Raw genomic sequence first — 21,054 nt, 5'->3', positions numbered from 1 at the left:
TAAAAAATCAATCACAAAACCAAAGGCGAAAATTAAAAATTATATAAGTGGTAAAAGATTAAAATGCAATTAATGTTTCAACATTGTTAAAAATCAATTAAATTTAATGCTAAACATTAAAACTAACCTAAACGCATTAACACAAGCATGAAAACGTATCAAAAACTACTGCTAATTATATTAACGTTTGCTTTTGCCCCTGTTGTATACGGCCAAACTGCTAAAGAGCTAACCGATGAAGGCGTAAAACTTTTTGATAACGGAAAATACGACGACGCAATCGCGAAATATAAGGAAGCCATTAAAACCGACGCTAAATACGCTAACGCCTATTATGAAATAGGTTATACTTATTTTAGTACTAATAAACCGCTTGAAGCCATCCCGTATTTAGAGACCACTATAAAATTACTCCCAAACTCAGGCGGAGCTTATGATATGCTTGGTTCTATTTATGATGATAATAACCAAACGGCAAAGGGAATTGAGTATTACTTAAAAGGTATTAGTGTTGACCCTAATTATCAAAGGCTTTATTATAACCTCGGTTTAACCTATTACAGGAAAAAAGAGTACGAACTGGCCGAAGAAAGAATGATAAAAGCGATAATGCTTGAACCCAAACACGCAAGCAGCCACAAGATGTATGCAAGCATCATGTATGAGCAAGGTAAAAAAGGCAAAGCCCTTTTAGGATGGAGTAGCTTTTTGCTGCTTGAGCCAAACAGCAAACGTAGTGTAGCCGCTTTAAAGGAGCTAAATAATATTATTAACTATGGCATTGCGCGTGTTGGCGATAAAGTAAGCATGAGTGTATCAAACAAGGAGTTGAAAGGGCCCGACTTTATTATACCTGCCACTGTAATTGCAGCCACAGCAGACCAGCGGGGGCTTACGAGGGCAGATTCGTTGACGTTACAGCTAACCAAATTGTATAGTGTAGCAGATATGTTTACCGGCCAAACAGCCGACCCATTCTTTAAAGCTTATTTTGCCGACTATTTTAAAAAGCTGGCATCAACAGATAATATGCCTGCCTTTGCACGTTACATTAGCCTGATGGATAATAACGAACAAAAGGTTGCCTGGTTTAAAGAGCATAACGAAACTCTTACCAAACTTGATAAGTGGCTTAATGGCACCGAACGTAAATTTAACTGATGAAATTTCATTTACTGCTTATAATCTTATTTTGGAGCAGCCTGGCTTTTGCGCAGGGTGATGCGGCAAGCCTTGTTAAGGAAGGGCAGCAACTGTACCGGCAAAAACAATATGCCGCCGCGATTGAAAAATATAAAAGCGCCCTGGCGGCAGAGCCGGATAACCCACGCGCCAATTATGAAATGGCCCTTACTCTTTTTAGCAGTGGTAAAGGGCCAGATGGCTTACCGTTTTTGGAAAAGACAATTAAAGCAGGTTCAAGCGCAGCGCTTACCGGCGCATCATACAGTTTAATGGGCAGCATATATGGCAACGCTAAGCAGTTACCTAAAGCCATTGAGGCTTACAAAAACGGGCTCAGAGCAGATAGCGCCAACCAGCGCATTTACTATAACCTGGGCATTGTACAGTACCGCAGCAAGCTATACCCCGATGCAGAGCAAAGTTTTATAGCCGCTATTAAGCGTGATTCGCTGGATGCGGGCAGCATCAGGATGTATGCTTTGGCTACCTTTCATGAAAACAAACGCGCCGATGCTGTACTTGGCTTTTGCAGATTTTTGCAGCTGGAACCAAATTCTGCACGCAGCAAGGAAGCATTTGGCAACCTGCAAAACATATTGCAACGCGGCACGCTGGAGGCCGAAGTTGGCTACATACCTGCCGCTGCTACCAAAGCTGAGGCTTTTGCTCAAAACAAGGTTATCACCAAAGTGCTGGCCGGTTTCATGACACGCAAATACGCGTCGCCAACGGCATTGCTTACGGCGCAATTAAAAGATTTGTTTGCAGCTTTTGCTATGCAGCCCAAGCCCTATAAATTTTCGCAGTACTTTTATAAACTATCTCAAACAGAACATTTTGACACGTTTGTAAAGCTGATAAGCCAAAGCAGCATTACAGAAAATGCAGCCTGGCTGCATGGAAATACGGAGAAGGTTACCGTCTTTAAAGAGTGGGCCAAAACAAATATTTTACAATAGCTCGCCAAATAAAAAAGCGGTGAGTTTTGCACCCACCGCTTTCATATCATTTAAACATTACTTATTTCTGCCTGAACCAAACCTGGATAGGTGCGCCCGAAAAATCGAAATTGGCACGAAGCTGGTTTTCTATAAAGCGGTAGTATGGTTCTTTCACATACTGCGGCAGGTTACAAAAGAACGCGAACATGGGCGATGAACCTGCAATTTGCGTAATGTATTTTATTTTTACGTATTTCCCTTTTAACGATGGCGGCGGAAATTTCTCAATTATAGGCAGCATTACTTCGTTAAGTTTACTGGTAGGTATTTTACGGGCGCGGTTCTCATAAACATGGTTTGCGGTTTGAATCACCTTTAACACTCGTTGTTTTTCCAGTACGGATGTAAACACAATAGGCACATCTGTAAACGGCGCTATTTTTTGGCGGATCTGATCTTCAAATACCTTAATGGTTTTATTATTCTTCTCTATCAGATCCCACTTGTTTACCACTACCACAACACCCTTTTTGTTCTTCTCGGCCAGGTGAAACAAGTTTACGTCCTGTGCCTCAAGGCCCTCAACAGCGTCTATCATGATGATTACCACATCGGCTTCTTCCAAAGCTTTGATGGTACGCATTACCGAGTAAAATTCGATATTCTCTTTTACCTTGGTTTTCTTGCGCATCCCCGCGGTATCGATCAGCATAAAATCGTGACCATACTGGTTGTAGTGGATGTGGATAGAATCGCGCGTGGTACCGGCAATTGGGGTAACTATGTTGCGGTCCTGGCCAATAAGGGCGTTGATGATTGATGATTTACCAACGTTAGGCCTGCCTATGATGGCATATTTAGGGCGCTCGTTCTCTTCAAACGGTACATCCTCAAAATGGGTGATAACCTCGTCGAGTAATTCACCCGTTCCAGAACCCGTCATAGATGAGATGGTGTAGATCTCGCCAAGGCCAAGGCTGTAAAACTCGGTAGCATCAGCCAACTGGGCATTATTATCAAGCTTGTTTACCACTACGCACACAGGCTTTTTGCCTTTGCGCAGGATGTTAGCTATCTCGTCATCAAGATCGGTAATGCCCGTAGTAACATCAACCATAAACAAAATAACGGTGGCTTCTTCTATGGCTATCAATACCTGCTCGCGAATGGCTACTTCAAATATTTCATCGCTGTTGGCTACATAGCCGCCGGTATCAATTACGGTAAATTTTTTATCCAGCCACTCAGATGTTCCGTAGTGCCTGTCGCGGGTTACGCCGCTAAAATCGTCAACAATAGCTTTACGGCTTTCGGTTAAACGGTTGTATAAAGTGGATTTGCCAACGTTGGGCCTGCCTACAATAGCTACTATATTACTCATGTTTTTTAGGATCAAGAATTAAGAGCCAAGAATCAAGTGATATAAAAATCGTGATCTTCTCTTGAAATTCTGCAATGTGTATTAATTTTTCCTGAATCTTGATTCTTACATCTTGATTCTTTTCAACTATTCGTACCCAAATTTTTTCAGGTAATTTTTTTTGCTGCGCCAGTCTGGTATAACCTTTACAAACATCTCCAGGAATATCTTCTTCTGGAAGAAATCTTCCATATCCCGGCGGGCATATGTGCCTACTATTTTCAGCATTTCTCCCTTGTTGCCAATAATGATATTCTTTTGCGAATCGCGTTCAACAATTATCTCGGCGCTAATGCGGTGCAGTTTTTCGCCCTCAACAAAAGCGGTTACAATAACCTCGGTGCTGTATGGGATCTCTTTTTTGTATTGCTTAAAAATTTGGGCCCTTATCATTTCTGATGCAAAGAACCTGTCGTTCCTATCGGTAAGTGCGTCCTTTTCATAATAAGCGGGGTGTTCGGGCAGTCCATCCAGCACAAAATCCATTACGGCTTTTATGTTATGATCGTGCAGGGCCGATATAGCGTAGATGGCTTTAGGGTTAAGCTTTTCTTTCCAGTACTCAACTTTTTCCTTTACCTCTTCTTCGCTTGATAGGTCTATTTTGTTAATCAAAACAACCAGCGGCGCGGTAGAGCCTTCCAGTTTTTTGATCACGTCCTGCTCGTTAAACTCCTCATGTATGTCGGTAACCAGCAATATAAGGTCGGCGTCTACAATTGAGCCATCAACCTGGTGCATCATGCTTTCGTGTAACGCGTAGTGTGGTTTAATAATACCTGGGGTATCCGAAAATACGATCTGGTAATCGTCAGTATTAACAATCCCCAGTATACGATGGCGGGTGGTTTGCGCCTTTGGGGTAATGATAGACATTTTTTCGCCCACCAATGCGTTCATAAGGGTTGACTTACCCGCGTTGGGCTTACCAATTATACTTACAAAACCTGCCTTATGCGCCATAAAAAAATAATTAAAATATTATTTGGACTGCAAAGAAACGAATTATATCTTTGCAGTCCAATTAAAAGGAAGAGCAAATTGCTTTTTTACAATTGGGGACAAACATTACGGAGTTATGCCCGTTATGTAATACATTAAATAGATAGTGCGGGATGGAGCAGTTGGTAGCTCGTCGGGCTCATAACCCGAAGGTCGTAGGTTCGAGTCCTGCTCCCGCTACCGAATCGGACAAGCTTGAAAAATCAAGTTTTGTCCGATTTTTTTTCATGCCTAGCTCATTGTTTATCAGATAAATAAGACGTGCGGCTTCATTCATTATAGCGGTTCGATAAGCCCCTCCGTCAAAACATAGCTTTTCAGGATACATCGAACCGATGATTCTACGCTTAACTACCGCATCACCCTCATTATAAGTAATTTGAAGCCGGGAAAGATTGGTTAAGGCCTTATCTAAACAATCATCCAGATCAAACGCCGTCTTACCGAAACCTGTCAGTTTCGCTTCCAGGCTAAGCAGTTTGCTTTCGCACTCCGCCTTAATAGTTTTATAGTCATTGCTATCGATGGCATCATCCAGCAAAAGCCCTCTCGCTTTAGCTAGCCGATCATTCTCAGTTTGTATCTGATTTAGCAGCTCCTTCTTGCCCTCTGCCTGCGAGCCGGTCTGCTGATAGAATATATCCTTTACGACCGTCTTATAAAGTTCAGCAATACCCTTCTTAGGAACATACTTACCTAATTCATTAATAAAACTATCGTTTGCAGCGTCGGCCTTAAACCTTATACCACACGTAGAAGAACAGTGATAGTAATAATAATAGGCACTCCGCCCCTTGGATGCGCTGCCGGTAAGCTGTTTTCCGCAATGCGGACAAAGCAGGAAACCGCGTAGCGGTAGATTATCCGCTGTACTGATCTTTACTAATTGAATGCGCTTCTTGTCATTTATGATATCCTGTACCTCGTAAAACAACGATTCGGAAATGATCGGTTCATGCTGTCCCTTCACTAACTGCATCGGCTCATCGCGATAAGCAGGAACGACGATCTTGCCACAGTACACCGGATTCTTTAGCAACGTATAGAAGTTGCTCTTACTGCAATTCATACCCCTTGCATTGACCTCCCGGCGGATATCATCAATATGAAATATCCCTTTAGCTACCTGTTCGAATGCCCATTTGACGATACTTGCTTTAGGCTCGACCGGAACAATTACTTTCCTTCCTGCATCTGTGGTCCTGTTGACGTAGCCATAAGGGCCGGTAGTTAAATAGCGTCCTTCCTTACGTGCCCTGCGCATACCATAAAAAGTATTCAATGCCCGGCGATCATTCTCTACTTCGGGCGCAGCCAGGTAAAAGGCAAGCATCATCTTGTTCTCTGGAATGGATAAATCTAAGGGCTGCTCAACAGCCTGCGGTTCAATGCCGATTTTACGAAGTATGTTGATCATCTGGTAGGCATCCCCGGCATTCCGGCTGAACCTGTCCCATCTAACAAATAATAGAAGATCTACGGATCGTCCCTTTTCTTTCTTCAGCTTGCTCAGCATTTCGTTCCAGGCAGGTCGGTTGAACGTCTTAGCCGAATAGTCCTCATAAATTACCTTTCTTACGGCAATGTTCTGAATGCCGCAGTACTTACGCAATACTTCTTCCTGGCTGCGGACGGAATAACCCTTGTCTGCCTGTTCATCTGTGCTCACCCGCACATAAAGATCTGCTGTCTTCATAATTAGTATCCTTTGTCTTAGATGCGTCTTTAATATATTGATCTACAGTTAATTTACCTAAAAAATATAAGAAATCCAAAATCATTTCGGCTTCTTTTTCATTTATTTCATAACCATTCTCTTCGAGAATTTTTATGGCTTGCTGAGGAGTAACGTTCCTCTTTTCGGATAGTCCGCCCTTCATTGTTCACACTTAGAAGGTAAAATCAAACCGTAATCGCTGCTCTCCTGCAACCATTTCAGGAGGACGTCCGGTGAATAATAACCTGATCAAGTGTTTTTTGCAGTTTGCTGGAACTTGTCAGATATAACGATGAACGATCAGCCCTTAATCATCACTTAAGCAACCGAAGCGGGTAGCCGGATAAAATGTCAAGGCCGGGGCTGCCAAAAAAATAAACAACACGCCCCGCTCGCTATAGCCTTGACATTTTATCCCGGCGCAGCCTATCTTTGCGGCTGTGGTGAATAAGGGATTAAAATGCTTTTTTATCCCGTCTGCTGTTTTTCTTTTTGCCGGTTCAAGTATTCGCATCTTACCTTCTGTTCGTTCTTGCCTTGCGCTGGCGGTGCCTGTCTTTCCCATATATTGCTTCATCGTCGACATCATCGCCTATCTGAATATTAAGATCAGGATAATTATTATGCAAATCATAATCCCGCTCATTAGAGAAAATATTAGCATTCGGATCTGCTTCCAAAATTCTCTCTTCATTTTCTCCATCTCCGCCCTCATATCCTTGTTCATTTGCAACAATGATTTCATGTCCTGTGCGGTTCTCTCTGTATTGTTGTAAATCTTTTGTAGGGTATTCAGAAACCACGTTACTTCCTGATCCGTATTGCCGGTTGATGGAAGTGGATTGTCCGGTTGCTGTTTGCTTTCCGTATCTTGCTGTTGTTCTATCGTTTGCCTGGCTAATTCCCTCGCCATGTTTAGTCTGCTCATAATTTAGAATCTTAATTAACTCCGCCCACTTATAGCGGTTGCCTAATGCCTGTCCCTTTACCTTCAGGCCATTATAGAAATAAGTAATACCAGTGACCCTACCAGTGGAGGCCTGGTTGAAAAGAAAATGAATGCCTGCCTGTTCACCATGCCGTATAAATTCAGTTATATCTAACCCTTTATTGCGTAGCAACCGGTTCAAGTGTTCCTGCAGCAGCAGCTTGTCAGACGGTTTACCCGTTCTGTCAATCATTTCGATCTCGTTCTTGGTAACTGCTCTTTGGAATGCCTTTCGACTTGGAACTACAGGTATCAAATCATATTGCCGTTCAAGTTTGCGCAAAATGTCTTCACTTCGCCTATAATTGTTGCTGTCCGAGACGACCTTTCCATCAAAGCTGATTCTGTTCACCAATAAATGAATATGGGGGTGCCCTGCGTCATAATGACGAAAGATCAGGTATTGGTTATTGCTGTAACCTAATGCCTGCAAATAGTCCTGGCCTATCGCCAATAATTTTTCATTGGTCAAGCTCCCGGCTTCTTCGTTTGAAAAGTTAAGGCTGGTATGATAAACATAACGGTTAAGATTTGGCCTTAACTGTCGTATCCATTCTACTTCGCGCTTAATATCGCTTGCCTGTAACGATGAAAAATTAGTAGCAATGAGTTCGGCCCGTTTATTTGGATCAGCGTCCCAGAGCTTCTTTATATTATAACTTAGGGCACCTATAAAGCTTTTACCGATCTTTTGGCTGGCTATCATATACTAACTTAGCAATGATGGTATCTAACCTCTGTTCCAGCTTAAAAAGCGTACCGATTAACTCAAAGGAAATTACTCCGGCATTAGCCTTACGGGTAAGCTGATTGAGGTTTACGCCTATCTTTTTAAGTTCGGTGTAAGCATGAAGGTCTAACGATGCAATCCTTGGTTCAGGAAAGCGTCCCTTGAAAATCTTATCCCTTGCCAAAACTGCCGGAGGCTTGTTACAAGTGGTTGAAAGCCGCTCTAATTGCTGCTTTTCGGTTAGGGTAAGTTGTAAGGTAAATTTAACGTTTCTTTTTTCTGCTGATGAGATTTTTGGCCTTGCCATAAATCAGCTGGATTGAAGTAAGTGTCCTACCGTCAAAACTTTGCCGGCCTGGGAAATGCCATTAGTGTTATTATGGCACTGCGGACGCCTTCCGCATTTATAACGCTAAGTTAAATAAATTTACTTTTTGATGCAAGGAATTAATACATTTAATATGCTGAACGAAGTGAAGTATATTGGGTCCGGGTGTCCCGGCAAGCCGTTTTGACCCGGTCAAAACATGGCTTGCTTCTTTCTCAGAGTTATAGCAATAAGAATACTCGAAAGCATTAGCTATGATTATTAATTGCCCTTCAAATAATAAAGAAAAAGTTGTCTCAAGTTAATCAATTGAAGACTTTTTTGCTGCTCAACTATAACGCCTTGCATTTTTATTACTAAAATATTTACTGTTTATTAAATTCTTATTAGGTTAATCATCTAATTAGGTATTAGATTCGTTCCCAAAATTAATTCTCAATTGGAGACAAATTAGCTTTTGCCAAAAATCTATTGATTTCTTAGGATCAAATTTAATTCTCATAACAGAACAAGGATACCCTACCTCATTTTTTGAATTTTCATTATAGAATTTCCCTTTTATGAAATTATTTTCTGCGCCTGGATAACATAGAACTGTATGAGACGAAGTGAAATATTTGGTGTAAGCGTACATTTGTTGTAAATCGCTATGATTTGGCTTAGTATTTTGAGGTAATTTCCATTTAGTATCCAATATAAATCTGGAACCACCTTGAATAAGAACAATATCAGGCTGTAGTCCAATTGTTCTTTTTCCCTCAAGTTTCCAATATGGTTTTGAAATTTGCTTTTCGGCTTTGAACTCTTTCAGATGTCGTTTAATACTCGAATACACAAATTTTTCCCAAAGCAAATCCATGTCAAACATAAGTGCTAAAACATGATTCCTGCCTCTATTAATATCAGGATGGTAATTAAGCAATAAAAGTTTTGAAATCAGTAAAGCTTCTCTATAGGATTCACTTTTTCGATCAAAGATTATGTTTGAATATAATGATTCAGAGACAACGACATCCGGCATTTCAGGAAAATCTAACAATAAATGCCGTGTCTTACTGTGCAAATTACCTTTCAAGTTAAGATTTTGTATATGCTTTAAAGTCTTATAAATGATTCTATTAAATAAATTTTCCTTATCATAAGTTGTATATCGGATAAAAAAATGTTCTTTATGAATTATATTTTTCTTTAGATGCTGACCAAATACAATTTTACCTTTTAATGCTGTTGCATTAATTTCGGTTTTACGGTAGCGTTTTAGCAAACCCTGGTGAAGCAAATGCTCTACCTGTAAAAGGAAAATTTCAATATATACCTCTAATATATTATTGGGAGTTAACTTTAGGTCAGTCGCCGATATCGCTAGAACATCAAAAGGCCCAACCCGTTTTAGCATACCAAGTAAAACCTTGCGCCAGCTATATTTGTCGTTTTCTGCGACCCTATCAATTTTAGGCAATACCTCAATTGTTAGATTGCCAACTTGTAGAACCCCAACAAAGCCACAAAATTTTATTCCGTTGTGAACAAGTGAATAGTAGGACGGCTGTGTCGTCTCGTGAAACTTTTGAAGAGTTATTAACTGATCAGAAGTTAAGCTATCAGAATATTTATCTGAAATCTTGATAGCCTGGTGTTCATAAACAGTTATAGTTTTAGGCTGCGGGTTCAATCTTGCTATTAATTAAAAGATTTATGGCCTGCGGAAAATCAACTTCATATCGCAATTCATTTAATACTATTTGGTGAACCGGCCTACTTCTGTAGTCGATAATCTTAAAAATATCTTTTGAAACTACGGCATCCATGTCATAATCATCAAAATCAGCCAAAACATCATTTATATCTTCGGCGGTTTGTTCCCTCTTAATAAATCCCTTACCTAGTACTAAACCTATTTTACCAAAATCGCCGTAAAAATATTCTTGTAAAAGAGGTAGAACTTTATCATAAATTACATCACTCAAATCATCCATTGAGTAAATCGACATAAAATACGAATGCCCGATTAAATGATCGGACGTGAGTAAAATTTCCAGTCTTCTATTAATTGTCCTTAATAACTCTTTGAGCTTTAATCCGTCAAAAGTTAGTCCATTAAAAATGGATTCATCTTCACCGTTTTTATCTATTTTTTCCCAGAGATTATCTTTTTCGTCAGGAGACATTGCCGATAAATCTTTGGCACCAAATAATGAATAATATTGCTGCTCTTTTGTTAAAAATTCAGGGTCTACCCAAGGCACATCTCCGTAGTCCTTCCATAATTGCCAAATTAGCCGTTCAGGGGATAACAAATTAGGTTTAGGCGGCATTTCAGTAAAACTAAAACGACGACGTAACGCTGTATCAAGCGCCTCTACGCTACGGTCTGCCGTATTCATAGTGCCTATGATGTAGAGATTAGGCGGTACGCTGAACTTTTCTTTAGAATATGGAAGTATTACTTCTAAAGCTTCTTTATTACCTATGCGCTTATCTTGCTCTATTAAAGTGATTAATTCTCCAAAGATTTGAGAAACGTTTCCCCGGTTAATTTCATCTATAATCAAAACATAGTTTTTGTCGTCCTTATCTTCCTCAATTGTAACTTCAGAGTCTTTTTTGAGCTCTTCAAGAACGCCTGGGTAATATATTCCTATCCCAGAAAGTTTTCTTTTACTTCTACCATAATAGAAATCTCGTAGCGTTTTAATACTTAAAGTATGATCTGTGCCACCGCTAGCTTTTTTAAAGAGTATAGACGAATTTGTAAAGCCTATAATTGTAAACTCTTTACCCGGAGTTTTCATCTTAAATGGCATTTCCTGATTTTCTTCCCACCGCTCCTTAAACTTAAAAAAGGCCTCGTCAAATGAGACCTCTGCTTTATTACCTTCATGAACATTTAGCCAATTATCTGTCGCGAGATCAACTATGCTTTTGAATATGCCGGAAGCATATTCATACTGAATATCTTTATTGTTCAAAGAAGGTTTTATCCCCTCGATAAATTCCTCGTAATTAAATGATTGGTGAAAAGTTATGAAAGCAATTTGTCCCTGTGGATTCGACCAATCATCTATAAGTAATTCATCAAATCGTTCTTTTAAACTTTTTCTGTTTGGGAAATAATTGCCGAGATCACTTTCTTTTATCCTGTCAATGATTGACACGGCTTTGTTTATAGTATGGTAAGTTTTTCCGGAACCAGGAGGGCCATATAAGATTTGATTTAATTGCTTTTCCTCGTATAAGGCTTCCTTATTAAAAGCCGGAAGGGCTGAGCCTTCCTTTTGCTTTTTATTGCCAAAGATGTAATCAATATTTTCACGATGATTTACCTGGCTGATAGTTGATCTATAAGCACCGCGACCGTCAAGTTTAAACTTTTTGAAATCTTTGTCCCAACTTACATTTAGGGTATGCCCGTTTTTGGGATTGGCAGTAACAGTACCTATACAATGAATTTCAAGCACTGAGACCGTTTTTCCGTTTTCTTTACGAGTATAGCTTGTTTTAGCAGCTAATTTAGATCCTACGGGGATGCTATTAACTTTATCCAGGTATTTGTCATCAAATCCGTTTTCCCAAATTCCTTTTTCGATGAACCTGGGCAGTTGGTTTTCCGGGTCGGAGCCATACCAATAAAAACCAACGCAGTAGTATTTAGTATCCATTATGTGATAAGTTTAAAGGTTAAATGCAAGTTATTTATTTCATCCCCACTTTTGTTTTACGTACGATAATATCTCCTCGTCTCTTAATTCGACTGTGCTGCCATTCCGACGAATATAGAACTGCTTACGGTTATCGGCTTTGCTCTTCATGTAAACATAATTAGATGATGCTTTAACATCAACTATGGCAACCACTCCTTCGTCCATATGTGCAAATTCAAGATTGATGTTAGCCATCAAAGCATCGCTAAAAGCATGCCCTGTGATATTATCAAAGTGCTTTACCCATTCGTCTTGATGATTTTTTGTCTTTCCAAAAGTAGAATAATCGTTATCCAAGCCAAGAATATTGCCATCATCATCAACACCAATCAATAAGGTGCCGCCCTCGCTATTCAGAAAAGCTGCAATTGTTTTTAACACGCTGTGTTCGATATGAGGTAGCACGGCTTTTTGTCGTACATCGTACCGAAGTGTACTTTTATATTCAGTACGTTTATTTTCGCCTAAAGCAATTAGAGCTTTTACACGTTGTGTATGTAAATCTTCTTCCAGGATTTCTTCCTTCACTTGCGCAAGTTCCTCGTCAAGAGAAATTATGTCAGCGTATGCAGCAAGTTTAGGGTAGCGGCGCGCATACCAGGTTTCCACTTCGTTAATGTCTGCTTTGTTCAACCCATAAGCTTCATAAACCAAAGCGTCTATTTCCTTTTGTTCGTGGCTTTGATAATCGTAACGTGGATTGCTTTTTTGCTTTTCTATAATACCATCTATCCACTTTAAATCCAATTCATTGTAATTGACAGGAGTTTCTTTTAATTCTTCCACCTGCGTATGCACAGTATGACCTATATAGTTTTTTAACAGATATTTAGTCAGCTTTGAACATAATGTGCCTATATAAATTTTTACATGCTGTTCTTTTAAAAAAAATATTGTTGAGCCCTCCGTGTCAAAAACTGAAACGGAATTCAACCTAAATGTAGGGCAGTAAGCGCCAGTACGAGAAAAGCAAATTCCTGCTCGGAAATAATACTCTTTATTTTGGAATCTTGACGCAGGCCGATCATTGCCGTTGTTTATTCCTTTTAACTTGTTTCGTTCAGATGAAGTTAATTTCTTTAAACGAGCTACAGCTCTACTACTCCAATCGATAAAATAATTAGTAGGGACGTAATAATTCGGCAACCATCCTGTATCGGTATCGCTTTCGCCACCTTTATCGTAGGGGACTACATAACGACCATCGAACCACCGATCGTGATCAAAGTTTTCTTCATCATTCGATTGATGTATCCCGCTTTCAATAATTTTAAGTCGAACATTTTCATTATCTCGTATCTTATCAAGATCAGAGTTAGTGAGTAAATATTGCCCAAATAAATTTATGTCTTTATAGTTTCCTCGGACTTCAGGTCGTTGAAGTATATAATATGGGTTATCGCCCGTTTGTAATCCAACTTTAACATCTGCTATATCTCCGAAACGTACCAATTCGATTATCTTGCCATTCATCGGTATTTGCCTTAACAAAGGACCTATAGTATCATCTTCATTTTCTGTTCGTGTTAGACAGGTGGTATTGTTCATCAATGCAAATAGCTTCGGACTTGCAACAAATACTGGTTGATTACGGTTAGACTTGATTAGTTGTTGCTGATAATTATATACCGCAAAATCCGGTGTATAAATTCCAACATATTTTTCAAGGTTGAATAAGGTGTCCCTAAATTCAGGTAAGCGTTTTTGTGGGCTAAGATTGGTGAGTTCAGCAGCAATAATTTCATTTTTACTTTCAACAGGTTTATTGCTTTGTATATAAATACATGTGTTTACTGTAGCGCCAAATGTATCACCCGGTAAGCGTATTATTTTATGCAACTGCTTTTGCAGTACTTGTTGTCGTAATTGTAAATGGCTGGTAATAGTTAGCCAGGTATCGCTCACAATAAAGGCGCAGACAGCATCCGTTTTCGCCAAATGGGTAAGCGCGTGTGCCATAAAGATGCCGTAGCTATCTTTACTTCCAAGTCCAAATCTGTTTTTTAACTGTTCTGTAAATGTAACTCCGTAAGGTGGGTTGCCAATTACAATATCAAATCCCCCTTTATCAAAGACATCTTTGAAAAATAAATGCCATAAAAAATACGGCCGCTCGTTCTGCTCGGTTATTTTAACAAGCCTTTTCCAAATACGATCTACATCAGCCAGTTTTTTATCATAATCTGCAATAATTTTAGACTTCGGGCTTTTAGCTCTTATTTTTTCTTTCATTGCCTCTGAAGAGGCAGCTGACAAATCTTTTTCTAAAGCTTTTGCAAATGTTAGTTTATTCTCTTTTAAATCTTCTTCATAAGCTGCTATACTAATTTCAATGTGCTTGATTACTTCATCATCAATTTCTTTATGCTTAGCGCGTTTTTCGTCAGTGTCTTCTATTTTAAAAAAATCACGAACTTTTTCTTCTAACGCTTCGGTATCAAAAGGTATTGAGTTTATAGTAAGCTGTGCATCTTTGATGTTACCAAATAAATCTCTTTCGGGTTCAAATACTTTTACATTTTTGGGCGTAGACTTCACCTTAGATAGATCTACTGCTTCGAAACTTTCCATCATGCTATCGCCCTGCATTATTTTATAATCGAGGTTAGGCAAAGGGCTTGGTTCTTCTTCGTCAACAATTAGGGAAAGCCAAAATCTCAAACGCGCAATATCTACCGCGCCTCCGTCAATATCAACGCCGTAGATATTATTGCGCATAATATTGAGTTTTTCAAGCCGGTAGTTGAAATTCTTTTGCTTAGTGAGATGCGGGAAAATTTCTTTTCTTATGCGAAGTATCTCAAATAATATCCCCAAAGCAAACGCTCCTGAACCTATTGCAGGATCGCATACTTTTAGCCTTTGTAAATGATCTTGGATATCATCTGCATATTTCTTTATCAGAGCAGGAGTTGAGCCGTCAGGTTTCTTAATAAAAGATTCCATTTCAATGAGCTCTCCATTACTCAATTTTGTCAAAAGCTTTTTTTGCAGATACAGGCTTATGCTTTCTTTGCACATATAGTGTACTACCTCTTTGGGCGTGTAAAATGCCCCAGTACGTTTCCTGTTTTCTTCAAGCAGGTTTTCAAATATCAACCCAAGCATTTCAGGATCAATGCCGATATCTAAATCGTCCGGGCTATTTTCATCGATAGTAAAATTGTAACCGTTAAAGAAAGAGAATAAATTTTCGAAAAGTCCTTTATCAAATTTAATATTTACTGGTTCGTGACCTGAACGGTCAAATAAACCGCCATTCAGGAAAGGAACTTTTGTTCCGGTAAGTGAAAAGATGTTATCCGCTCTTTTTTTGTTTAACGTTTCAAAGAATAATGGAGCCAGCGTATTTTCATAGAAGTTATTTTTATCCTTAGCTTGGTCAAACAGCTTTGAAACAAAGTCACGTTCACCATTACCCCAATCCATTTCTTTAGGTACACCTAACCAGCCTTTCTTTTGAAGGAAATAAAGGAAGACAATTCTGCCCAGTAACTTCTTAGCAAAATTGCTAATGTTACGTTCCGTTTCTTTCTCCTGCGCATCTTTAGTTAAATCGTCCCTGTCCGGTACAAAATATGCTCTAACTTTACTTCGCGTACCAATAAATTCAGCAAATGCCCTATAATTGGCCTTGTATTCATCAAAGAACTCTTTCGAGATTTTTTGAACTGAAAAGGCTTTTAATAGATCATCGATGTTAACTGAACCATCATTTTCAACTTTGGTTATGAGTGGCTGAATACGCTGTATTGCTGTTTTGATGCTTTCATTTTTTCCAAGAACAAAAGTGTAACGCTTAGGGTGCGTTTCCTCTTTCACCATTTTGCCGTCATCATCCCAATAAGCATTTTTAGAGATCAAACTTAACCTCCAATCGGACGCGTTTCTGTTATAATAAGTAACGATTGCGCCATCAGCTAACCCAGGTATAAGTGTATGGTGAACCAGGTTACGTAGCCCAACACGGTTTCTTGTCACAAACTTACCGTCTTGTAATTCAGCTTCGTAAAAAAGGATATTTCGTCCATCCGCCAACGTTACATCAGCATAGTTTATAATTCTACGGGCATCTTCCGAGCGGCTTTCAGTCAATTCAAGTTCAATTGGCGTTGCATAGACTTGTATGTTGGGGAAAATTTTATAAAGTACTTGCTTCCAAGTATTGTTGTCATAGTCAGCTTTAAAGACGTCTTCTAAAAAATGAATATTCATGGCTTAGGCGGAAAAAGATTCAGATATGATAATTATTGGTTTAGGTTGTTCGGTAATAATTTCGCTGAAATCCTGTTCATGATCGGTTTCTTCATGCGCTTGTTTAAGAGGATACTTTTTCAGAAGCTTAATAATTGCTTCCAATTTTTCTGCCCTATTAAAGGCAGATTTGTTAATCTCTTTAACTAAAGTGTTTATTTCTCTATGTAATTTTTGGAAAACTCCGCGCCTAATGGATTCAATAGCAAATGCAAAAAGTTCTTTTTCTTCATCAGTTATATCGGGGAAGTTTTTAAATGCATTAATTGATGCAACGGCTAACCCCTCATTAGGGCCTAACTTTATCCCTTTTGTTACTGTAATGGTTTTAACTATTGTCTCCTCTTCAAATACGCTTACAGCCTTCGCCACCTGTTCATGATGCAAGCTATGGCGTTCCACTGATCTTTCAGATACTTCAGCCCTGAAAATTCTTGCAGCCTCCACAAAAGTCAATTCATCAAACGATCCATCATTTTTTATATAAGTGAAGCTATCTCGGAGTTTGTTCTTTAAATAGACAATTGTTGATAACGATCTTGACTTATCTCTCCTTCCAGTCCTTGAACGCCTCGGCATATTTCTAATGCGCTTAAACTCATTAGGATGTTCGGCTTTGAATTTTCTTAAATACTCCAATAATATTTGGCGCTCATCCTTTTCTTCTTCAGGAATTTTCTCAAACAATCCGTAGGTGCCAAATTCTTCATCGTTGGAATAAATTTGACTATCCTCACCTAATGCCGAGTGAAATGCTTGTAGTTTAATATAAGCCTTTTTATTTAATTCAATTTCGTTATCTGTGCGTTGAGTAGGAAAAAAATTAAAAATGTGGACGTTTTTAGACGCTGTTCCTATACGATTTACACGTCCTATCCGCTGCATCAATCGGGTAGCATTCCATGGAACATCATAATTAACAATAATATTTGCTTGGTGCAAGTTTACTCCCTCAGCAAGAACTTCAGTAGTTATTAAAATAGGATATTCATTACTTTTTTCGAGCAATGGAATATTGGCATCAAAGTTTGCTCGTATAGTTTCAGCTTTATCACTTTGATTGCCGCTGTCAATGGCTAAAACATTTCTGCTTTGCAACGACCTCAATTTAGTGGCGAGATACTCTATAGTTTCCTTAGATTCAGAAAAAACAACAAGCTTTCCGTTATCATTTAACTTGCTATCGAAAAAATTCAAGTTAAGCTGTCGTAAGAATTCGTCAAGTTTAGGATCACTTTCAATTTCATCCCAAGCTGAATGTAATTTCTTTGATAATGCATAATCATGGTAAATTCCTTTTATAAATTTCTCGTCAAAGTCTTCAACCGAGTAAGCTCGTATTAAATCCGGTCTGTCTTCGAGGTAAGACTCTAAAACAGCTTCATCTTCGTTAAGTATAAATTCATTTACACTAAGTTTAGGCGCAATAAAAATTCGATCTGCCTCAATCATTCTAACCATTGCCTCATTGGCATCCAAGAAGCGTTTCAAAGTCTTTTTAAAAGCGTAAAAACTGCTATCTATCCTCTTAACCATCAATGTTTTCATGATTTTGGCTAAAGAATCGGACGCTTTATCAGCTTTGTTCCCGTAGACTTCTTCTTTGATTTTTTTAGGTAAGTACTTAATGGCTTGGTAGCGCATATAGCATAATCCGTCATCGCCTCCCTTTAACAGTTTTAAGGTTTTATCATAGAGACTATCAAGTCCGTCATCTAATTGATACAAAATTTGCCGAGGGGGAATTATCTCAGGAAAAGATAAGTTTTGACTAACAATGTCACTCCAATAAGTATCAGAGTTTCTAATATCGGTTCTGGTGCGTCTAACTATTAATGGTTCTAAAACTTTGGTTCTGATCTTATCATAGATTTCAGAAATTCCCTTTGTTAAATTTTCCTTAGTCACTAATCTGTCTTTTCTGAGCTTGTCATATTTTTCAATGAGTGGCCTGAAAAAATGCTGAATGTTGCCAATGTCTAAATTTGAAACCTTGGAATCTAGGAAAAGATAAAGTTGATTGCGAATATCAGACGGTCGATTATTAAGCGGCGTAGCCGTTACCAGAATTACTTTCTTCTCAAAATTCCCGTCAACACCAGGTCGTTTTCTCGGTGTTTTGCACAGTTTCTGAAGTTGATTAAACATCTCCGACTCATCACTTCTGAATTTGTGGGCCTCATCTATAATGATTAGGTCGTAATCTTCTGGATGCTTTACTTTATGTATTGAGCCGTTAGATATAAAATCAACGTTGGGAATTTCAAAATCACGTACAGTTTTCGTCCAGGATGGTTTTAATGCTGGCGGATGTACTACGAGTATTTTTGTTCTATAACCATTCGTAAAATAAAACTTCTTTGCAACAATGGCAGCGATTATAGTTTTACCCAACCCTACAACATCTGCTAAGATGAATCCATTGTATTTCATGAGTTTGGCATAGCCATCATTTACTGCATCAACCTGATATGCCAGCTTTCTATAACCTTTTGGTAAATCAGTCACTGATTCAGGGTCATAATCAATGCTTTTATCGAAATAGTCAATTAAGAACTTGATATAAATCTCATAGGGAGAGTAATCCGTATCAATATAAGTTTGCTTTGGGATTTGCTCGATGAAGTCATTGGTTATATTTATTCCTTCTAACCAAAGCTTTTCGAATGTAGCCCAAGCAAATTTCACATCATCATGATCACGTAATTCTACATTGAATTCAAAATTGCGTTCAAGCCCATTTTCTGTTAAATTACTTGACCCAGTAATTACAGAACCCCATCCGGCATGTTCGTGTTCTTCTTGTTGTCTAAAAATATATATTTTAGCATGTAATTGTGTTGACGGGTGGATCTTTATTTTTAGCTTTCCAGTATGTATATCATCAAGAAAACCCTTTATCCCGTCTTCCACAGATTTACTGTAGTCAGAATCTTGGATATCTTTTACTGCCTTCTTTAAAAACTCTTCTCTAGCTAAATCAGCATTAAAGTTTATCTCTAGACCGCGACTTACTGCCAATTTCGTCCGATTATCTAGGTCAATACCAACTAATATCCTTATTTCAGAAACATCATTTAGAAATTTTCTTATCTTGAAATAACCAGAGGAATAAAAATATCCAACTAAAATATCTAAATAATAAACATCGGTATATTTAAATATGCCTTCGAATTTATTGAATAATGTATTGCTATCGCTATTGGTAAAAAACTTTGTTGACATTATTTAATAATGCTTATATCTATTCTAAAATGCAAAAAGTAAATTTAGATAAACTAATGAGTTGTTCTAATATATAAATGGAAATCGTTTAACCGAATGTATGTGGCATGCTGTAATTGAGAGGCAATCGGTTTTTAAAAATCAGCATGGTAAGAGTTCAACAACTGAAATCATGTTAAAATATACTTGAACAAAATAAAAAATCGAATAAAGGAGTCCCCGCGTTAATGGGTACTTTTGTAATGATACAATTTATATAATCATGAGAGAGATATCTTTACTATTAGGTGCCGGATTTTCAGTTAACAAAGGATATCCTACAGCTAAGCAGCTAAACAATAAAATAACATCATTAACCGCTGCTCAATTTGCGGTGGCTCAACAGGGTTCAGTGTGCTGGCTAAAGCCGGAACAGGAAGATCCATATACACATACATCATACTACATATATAAGCTTTTCACCCTTGAATTAATTGCATTTTATGCGAGTCAGCATGAATATTTTAACTATGAAGAGTTTTTTGACTATTATACCAATGTAAATAAACACAATGATGGTGCGTTTGAAAAACTATGTAATGATTTCCGTGAGAAACACCATAATGAAGATGACAACATCAATTTGATTGCTGCACATAACAGCATTTTCAATCAGATTATCGCTGGCTTTTTAGTGGATCGCGAGGGTGTCCGATTTTATCCTAACGTTCATCGTATGGGGCCTTACGCTGGATACAATGGTTTTCTCGGATGCCTACAACGCTGGGGGGAAGACAGAATATTACATATAAATACCTTAAATCACGATCTATTCTTTGAATCGTTAAATCATACCGATGCTATTCACGGCGAATTATCTGATGGCTTTAGTGAATTAGGCTCACCTTACTATGGCAGTTTAGAAAACCAAGCGAAAATACGCCTTTCCTATTTTTCAGGAAAATACTCTAGTAATTTCAGACTTTACAAACTACATGGAAGTTTAGACCAATATCCTTTTCATTTAATGAACGGAGGGCAAATAGATAATTATATCAAAACAAAACCTGGAATTGGGATAACCGATTTTTATAAAGAAGTTGTTGACGAAAACGGCAACTTTACATACATTAATGATTTCATCAATTATTTCCCGGATTTTCTGTCAGGCACAACATCGAAAATTCTTCGTTATAGTGATCCCGTTTATTATGAATCCATATTTAAAGCCTTTGAAATAAATCTTCAAAAATCAGATATGCTAATTCTAATAGGGTATGGCTGCGGTGATAGCGAAGTCAATAATATTATTTCTAATAATTTTAAGGGTAAAATCTATGTAGTAGATCCGTTTCCACAAGCAAACACAATAGAGTTTTGTAAAATAAACGATGCAAAACTTATCGAAAAAACGCCCGAGAATATTGGTCTGCCTGATTTTGAATAAAAACATAAAAACTGTTATCGCGCCGGATGTCGTTTTAATCAATTTGATTTATTGCGCTACACTGCTTTTTCATTAAGATAGCTCTTTTCTTTTACTATTTTTCTTTGTGGCGTTTAAAGAAAAGAAAAGTAGTTGCC

At 38.2% G+C, this 21,054-nt stretch carries 14 protein-coding genes, 1 tRNA gene and 1 pseudogene; 5 read left to right on the top strand and 11 right to left on the bottom strand.

Annotated features, from left to right (window positions below; genetic code table 11):
* Positions 1-147 precede the first annotated feature (147 nt).
* Positions 148-1,161, top strand: coding sequence for a tetratricopeptide repeat protein (locus tag ACFQZI_RS17785; protein WP_377144878.1), 1,014 nt, complete (start codon positions 148-150; stop codon positions 1,159-1,161).
* Positions 1,161-2,144 (top strand): tetratricopeptide repeat protein, encoded by a 984-nt coding sequence (locus tag ACFQZI_RS17780; RefSeq protein ID WP_377144876.1) that lies wholly within the window; start codon positions 1,161-1,163, stop codon positions 2,142-2,144. Before ACFQZI_RS17785 ends, ACFQZI_RS17780 begins: the two co-directional genes overlap by 1 nt.
* 61 nt (positions 2,145-2,205) lie before the next feature.
* On the opposite strand, the gene der is transcribed toward ACFQZI_RS17780, so the two are convergent.
* Both der and era read right to left on the bottom strand, forming a co-directional pair.
* Positions 2,206-3,507 carry a ribosome biogenesis GTPase Der gene (der, locus tag ACFQZI_RS17775; RefSeq protein ID WP_377144874.1) on the bottom strand — a complete coding sequence of 434 codons (1,302 nt, stop codon included), beginning with the start codon at positions 3,505-3,507 and terminating at the stop codon, positions 2,206-2,208.
* 126 nt (positions 3,508-3,633) lie between these two features.
* Positions 3,634-4,509 carry a GTPase Era gene (gene era / locus ACFQZI_RS17770; RefSeq protein ID WP_377144873.1) on the bottom strand — a complete coding sequence of 292 codons (876 nt, stop codon included), beginning with the start codon at positions 4,507-4,509 and terminating at the stop codon, positions 3,634-3,636.
* A 146-nt stretch (positions 4,510-4,655) separates the two neighbouring features.
* On the opposite strand from era, the gene ACFQZI_RS17765 reads away from it, so the two are divergent.
* Positions 4,656-4,728 (top strand) — tRNA-Met (locus ACFQZI_RS17765).
* Here the strand turns inward: ACFQZI_RS17765 and ACFQZI_RS17760 are convergent.
* Positions 4,688-5,653, bottom strand: a complete 966-nt coding sequence (locus tag ACFQZI_RS17760) for a recombinase family protein (protein ID WP_377144960.1) — start codon at positions 5,651-5,653, stop codon at positions 4,688-4,690. The genes ACFQZI_RS17765 and ACFQZI_RS17760 overlap by 41 nt on opposite strands.
* Between ACFQZI_RS17760 and ACFQZI_RS17755 the strand changes: the two genes are divergently transcribed.
* Positions 5,654-5,782, top strand: coding sequence for a hypothetical protein (locus tag ACFQZI_RS17755; RefSeq protein ID WP_377144871.1), 129 nt, complete (start codon positions 5,654-5,656; stop codon positions 5,780-5,782). It begins immediately after the preceding gene.
* Between the two features lie 60 nt (positions 5,783-5,842).
* On the opposite strand, the pseudogene ACFQZI_RS17750 reads toward ACFQZI_RS17755, so the two are convergent.
* From ACFQZI_RS17750 to ACFQZI_RS17715, 8 genes and pseudogenes are all read right to left on the bottom strand, one after another.
* Positions 5,843-6,244, bottom strand: a pseudogene (locus ACFQZI_RS17750) (recombinase family protein); the annotation flags it as partial.
* Positions 6,204-6,428, bottom strand: a complete 225-nt coding sequence (locus ACFQZI_RS17745; RefSeq protein WP_377144869.1) for a hypothetical protein — start codon at positions 6,426-6,428, stop codon at positions 6,204-6,206. The gene ACFQZI_RS17745 and the pseudogene ACFQZI_RS17750, both read right to left, overlap by 41 nt.
* Positions 6,429-6,780: 352 nt before the next feature.
* A complete protein-coding gene (locus tag ACFQZI_RS17740; protein ID WP_377144868.1) occupies positions 6,781-7,959 on the bottom strand; it encodes a relaxase/mobilization nuclease domain-containing protein in 1,179 nt (392 codons plus the stop codon).
* Positions 7,934-8,290, bottom strand: a complete 357-nt coding sequence (locus ACFQZI_RS17735; protein ID WP_377144866.1) for a MobC family plasmid mobilization relaxosome protein — start codon at positions 8,288-8,290, stop codon at positions 7,934-7,936. The genes ACFQZI_RS17740 and ACFQZI_RS17735 overlap by 26 nt, the downstream gene beginning before the upstream one ends.
* A gap of 424 nt (positions 8,291-8,714) precedes the next feature.
* Positions 8,715-9,983 carry an McrC family protein gene (locus tag ACFQZI_RS17730; protein WP_377144864.1) on the bottom strand — a complete coding sequence of 423 codons (1,269 nt, stop codon included), beginning with the start codon at positions 9,981-9,983 and terminating at the stop codon, positions 8,715-8,717.
* Positions 9,967-11,970 (bottom strand): McrB family protein, encoded by a 2,004-nt coding sequence (locus ACFQZI_RS17725; protein ID WP_377144862.1) that lies wholly within the window; start codon positions 11,968-11,970, stop codon positions 9,967-9,969. The genes ACFQZI_RS17730 and ACFQZI_RS17725 overlap by 17 nt, the downstream gene beginning before the upstream one ends.
* Positions 11,971-12,009: 39 nt before the next feature.
* On the bottom strand, positions 12,010-16,227 hold the full coding sequence (locus ACFQZI_RS17720) for an Eco57I restriction-modification methylase domain-containing protein (RefSeq protein WP_377144861.1): 4,218 nt from the start codon (positions 16,225-16,227) through the stop codon (positions 12,010-12,012).
* Positions 16,228-16,230: 3 nt separating this feature from the next.
* Positions 16,231-19,491: a helicase-related protein gene (locus tag ACFQZI_RS17715; protein WP_377144859.1), complete on the bottom strand. Its 3,261-nt coding sequence runs from the start codon at positions 19,489-19,491 to the stop codon at positions 16,231-16,233.
* 262 nt (positions 19,492-19,753) lie between these two features.
* Between ACFQZI_RS17715 and ACFQZI_RS17710 the strand changes: the two genes are divergently transcribed.
* The gene (locus ACFQZI_RS17710) at positions 19,754-20,917 is read left to right on the top strand and encodes a hypothetical protein (RefSeq protein ID WP_377144858.1); all 1,164 of its coding nucleotides are present in this window, start codon (positions 19,754-19,756) and stop codon (positions 20,915-20,917) included.
* Positions 20,918-21,054: the final 137 nt, after the last annotated feature.

It is taken from the genome of Mucilaginibacter lutimaris (assembly GCF_042676625.1).
Lineage (GTDB): Bacteria > Bacteroidota > Bacteroidia > Sphingobacteriales > Sphingobacteriaceae > Mucilaginibacter > Mucilaginibacter lutimaris.
This window is presented reverse-complemented; position numbering and strand designations above follow the sequence as displayed.

Excerpts from the sequence above, each read along its gene's own strand:
- ACFQZI_RS17755 (WP_377144871.1), top strand. The coding sequence starts at position 5,654 with ATGAAATATCCCTTTAGCTACCTGTTCGAATGCCCATTTGACGATACT.
- ACFQZI_RS17715 (WP_377144859.1), bottom strand. The coding sequence starts at position 19,491 with ATGTCAACAAAGTTTTTTACCAATAGCGATAGCAATACATTATTCAAT.
- ACFQZI_RS17785 (WP_377144878.1), top strand. The coding sequence starts at position 148 with ATGAAAACGTATCAAAAACTACTGCTAATTATATTAACGTTTGCTTTT.
- ACFQZI_RS17740 (WP_377144868.1), bottom strand. The coding sequence starts at position 7,959 with ATGATAGCCAGCCAAAAGATCGGTAAAAGCTTTATAGGTGCCCTAAGT.
- ACFQZI_RS17720 (WP_377144861.1), bottom strand. The coding sequence starts at position 16,227 with ATGAATATTCATTTTTTAGAAGACGTCTTTAAAGCTGACTATGACAAC.
- ACFQZI_RS17725 (WP_377144862.1), bottom strand. The coding sequence starts at position 11,970 with ATGGATACTAAATACTACTGCGTTGGTTTTTATTGGTATGGCTCCGAC.
- ACFQZI_RS17710 (WP_377144858.1), top strand. The coding sequence starts at position 19,754 with ATGAGAGAGATATCTTTACTATTAGGTGCCGGATTTTCAGTTAACAAA.
- era (WP_377144873.1), bottom strand. The coding sequence starts at position 4,509 with ATGGCGCATAAGGCAGGTTTTGTAAGTATAATTGGTAAGCCCAACGCG.
- der (WP_377144874.1), bottom strand. The coding sequence starts at position 3,507 with ATGAGTAATATAGTAGCTATTGTAGGCAGGCCCAACGTTGGCAAATCC.
- ACFQZI_RS17745 (WP_377144869.1), bottom strand. The coding sequence starts at position 6,428 with ATGAAGGGCGGACTATCCGAAAAGAGGAACGTTACTCCTCAGCAAGCC.
- ACFQZI_RS17780 (WP_377144876.1), top strand. The coding sequence starts at position 1,161 with ATGAAATTTCATTTACTGCTTATAATCTTATTTTGGAGCAGCCTGGCT.
- ACFQZI_RS17735 (WP_377144866.1), bottom strand. The coding sequence starts at position 8,290 with ATGGCAAGGCCAAAAATCTCATCAGCAGAAAAAAGAAACGTTAAATTT.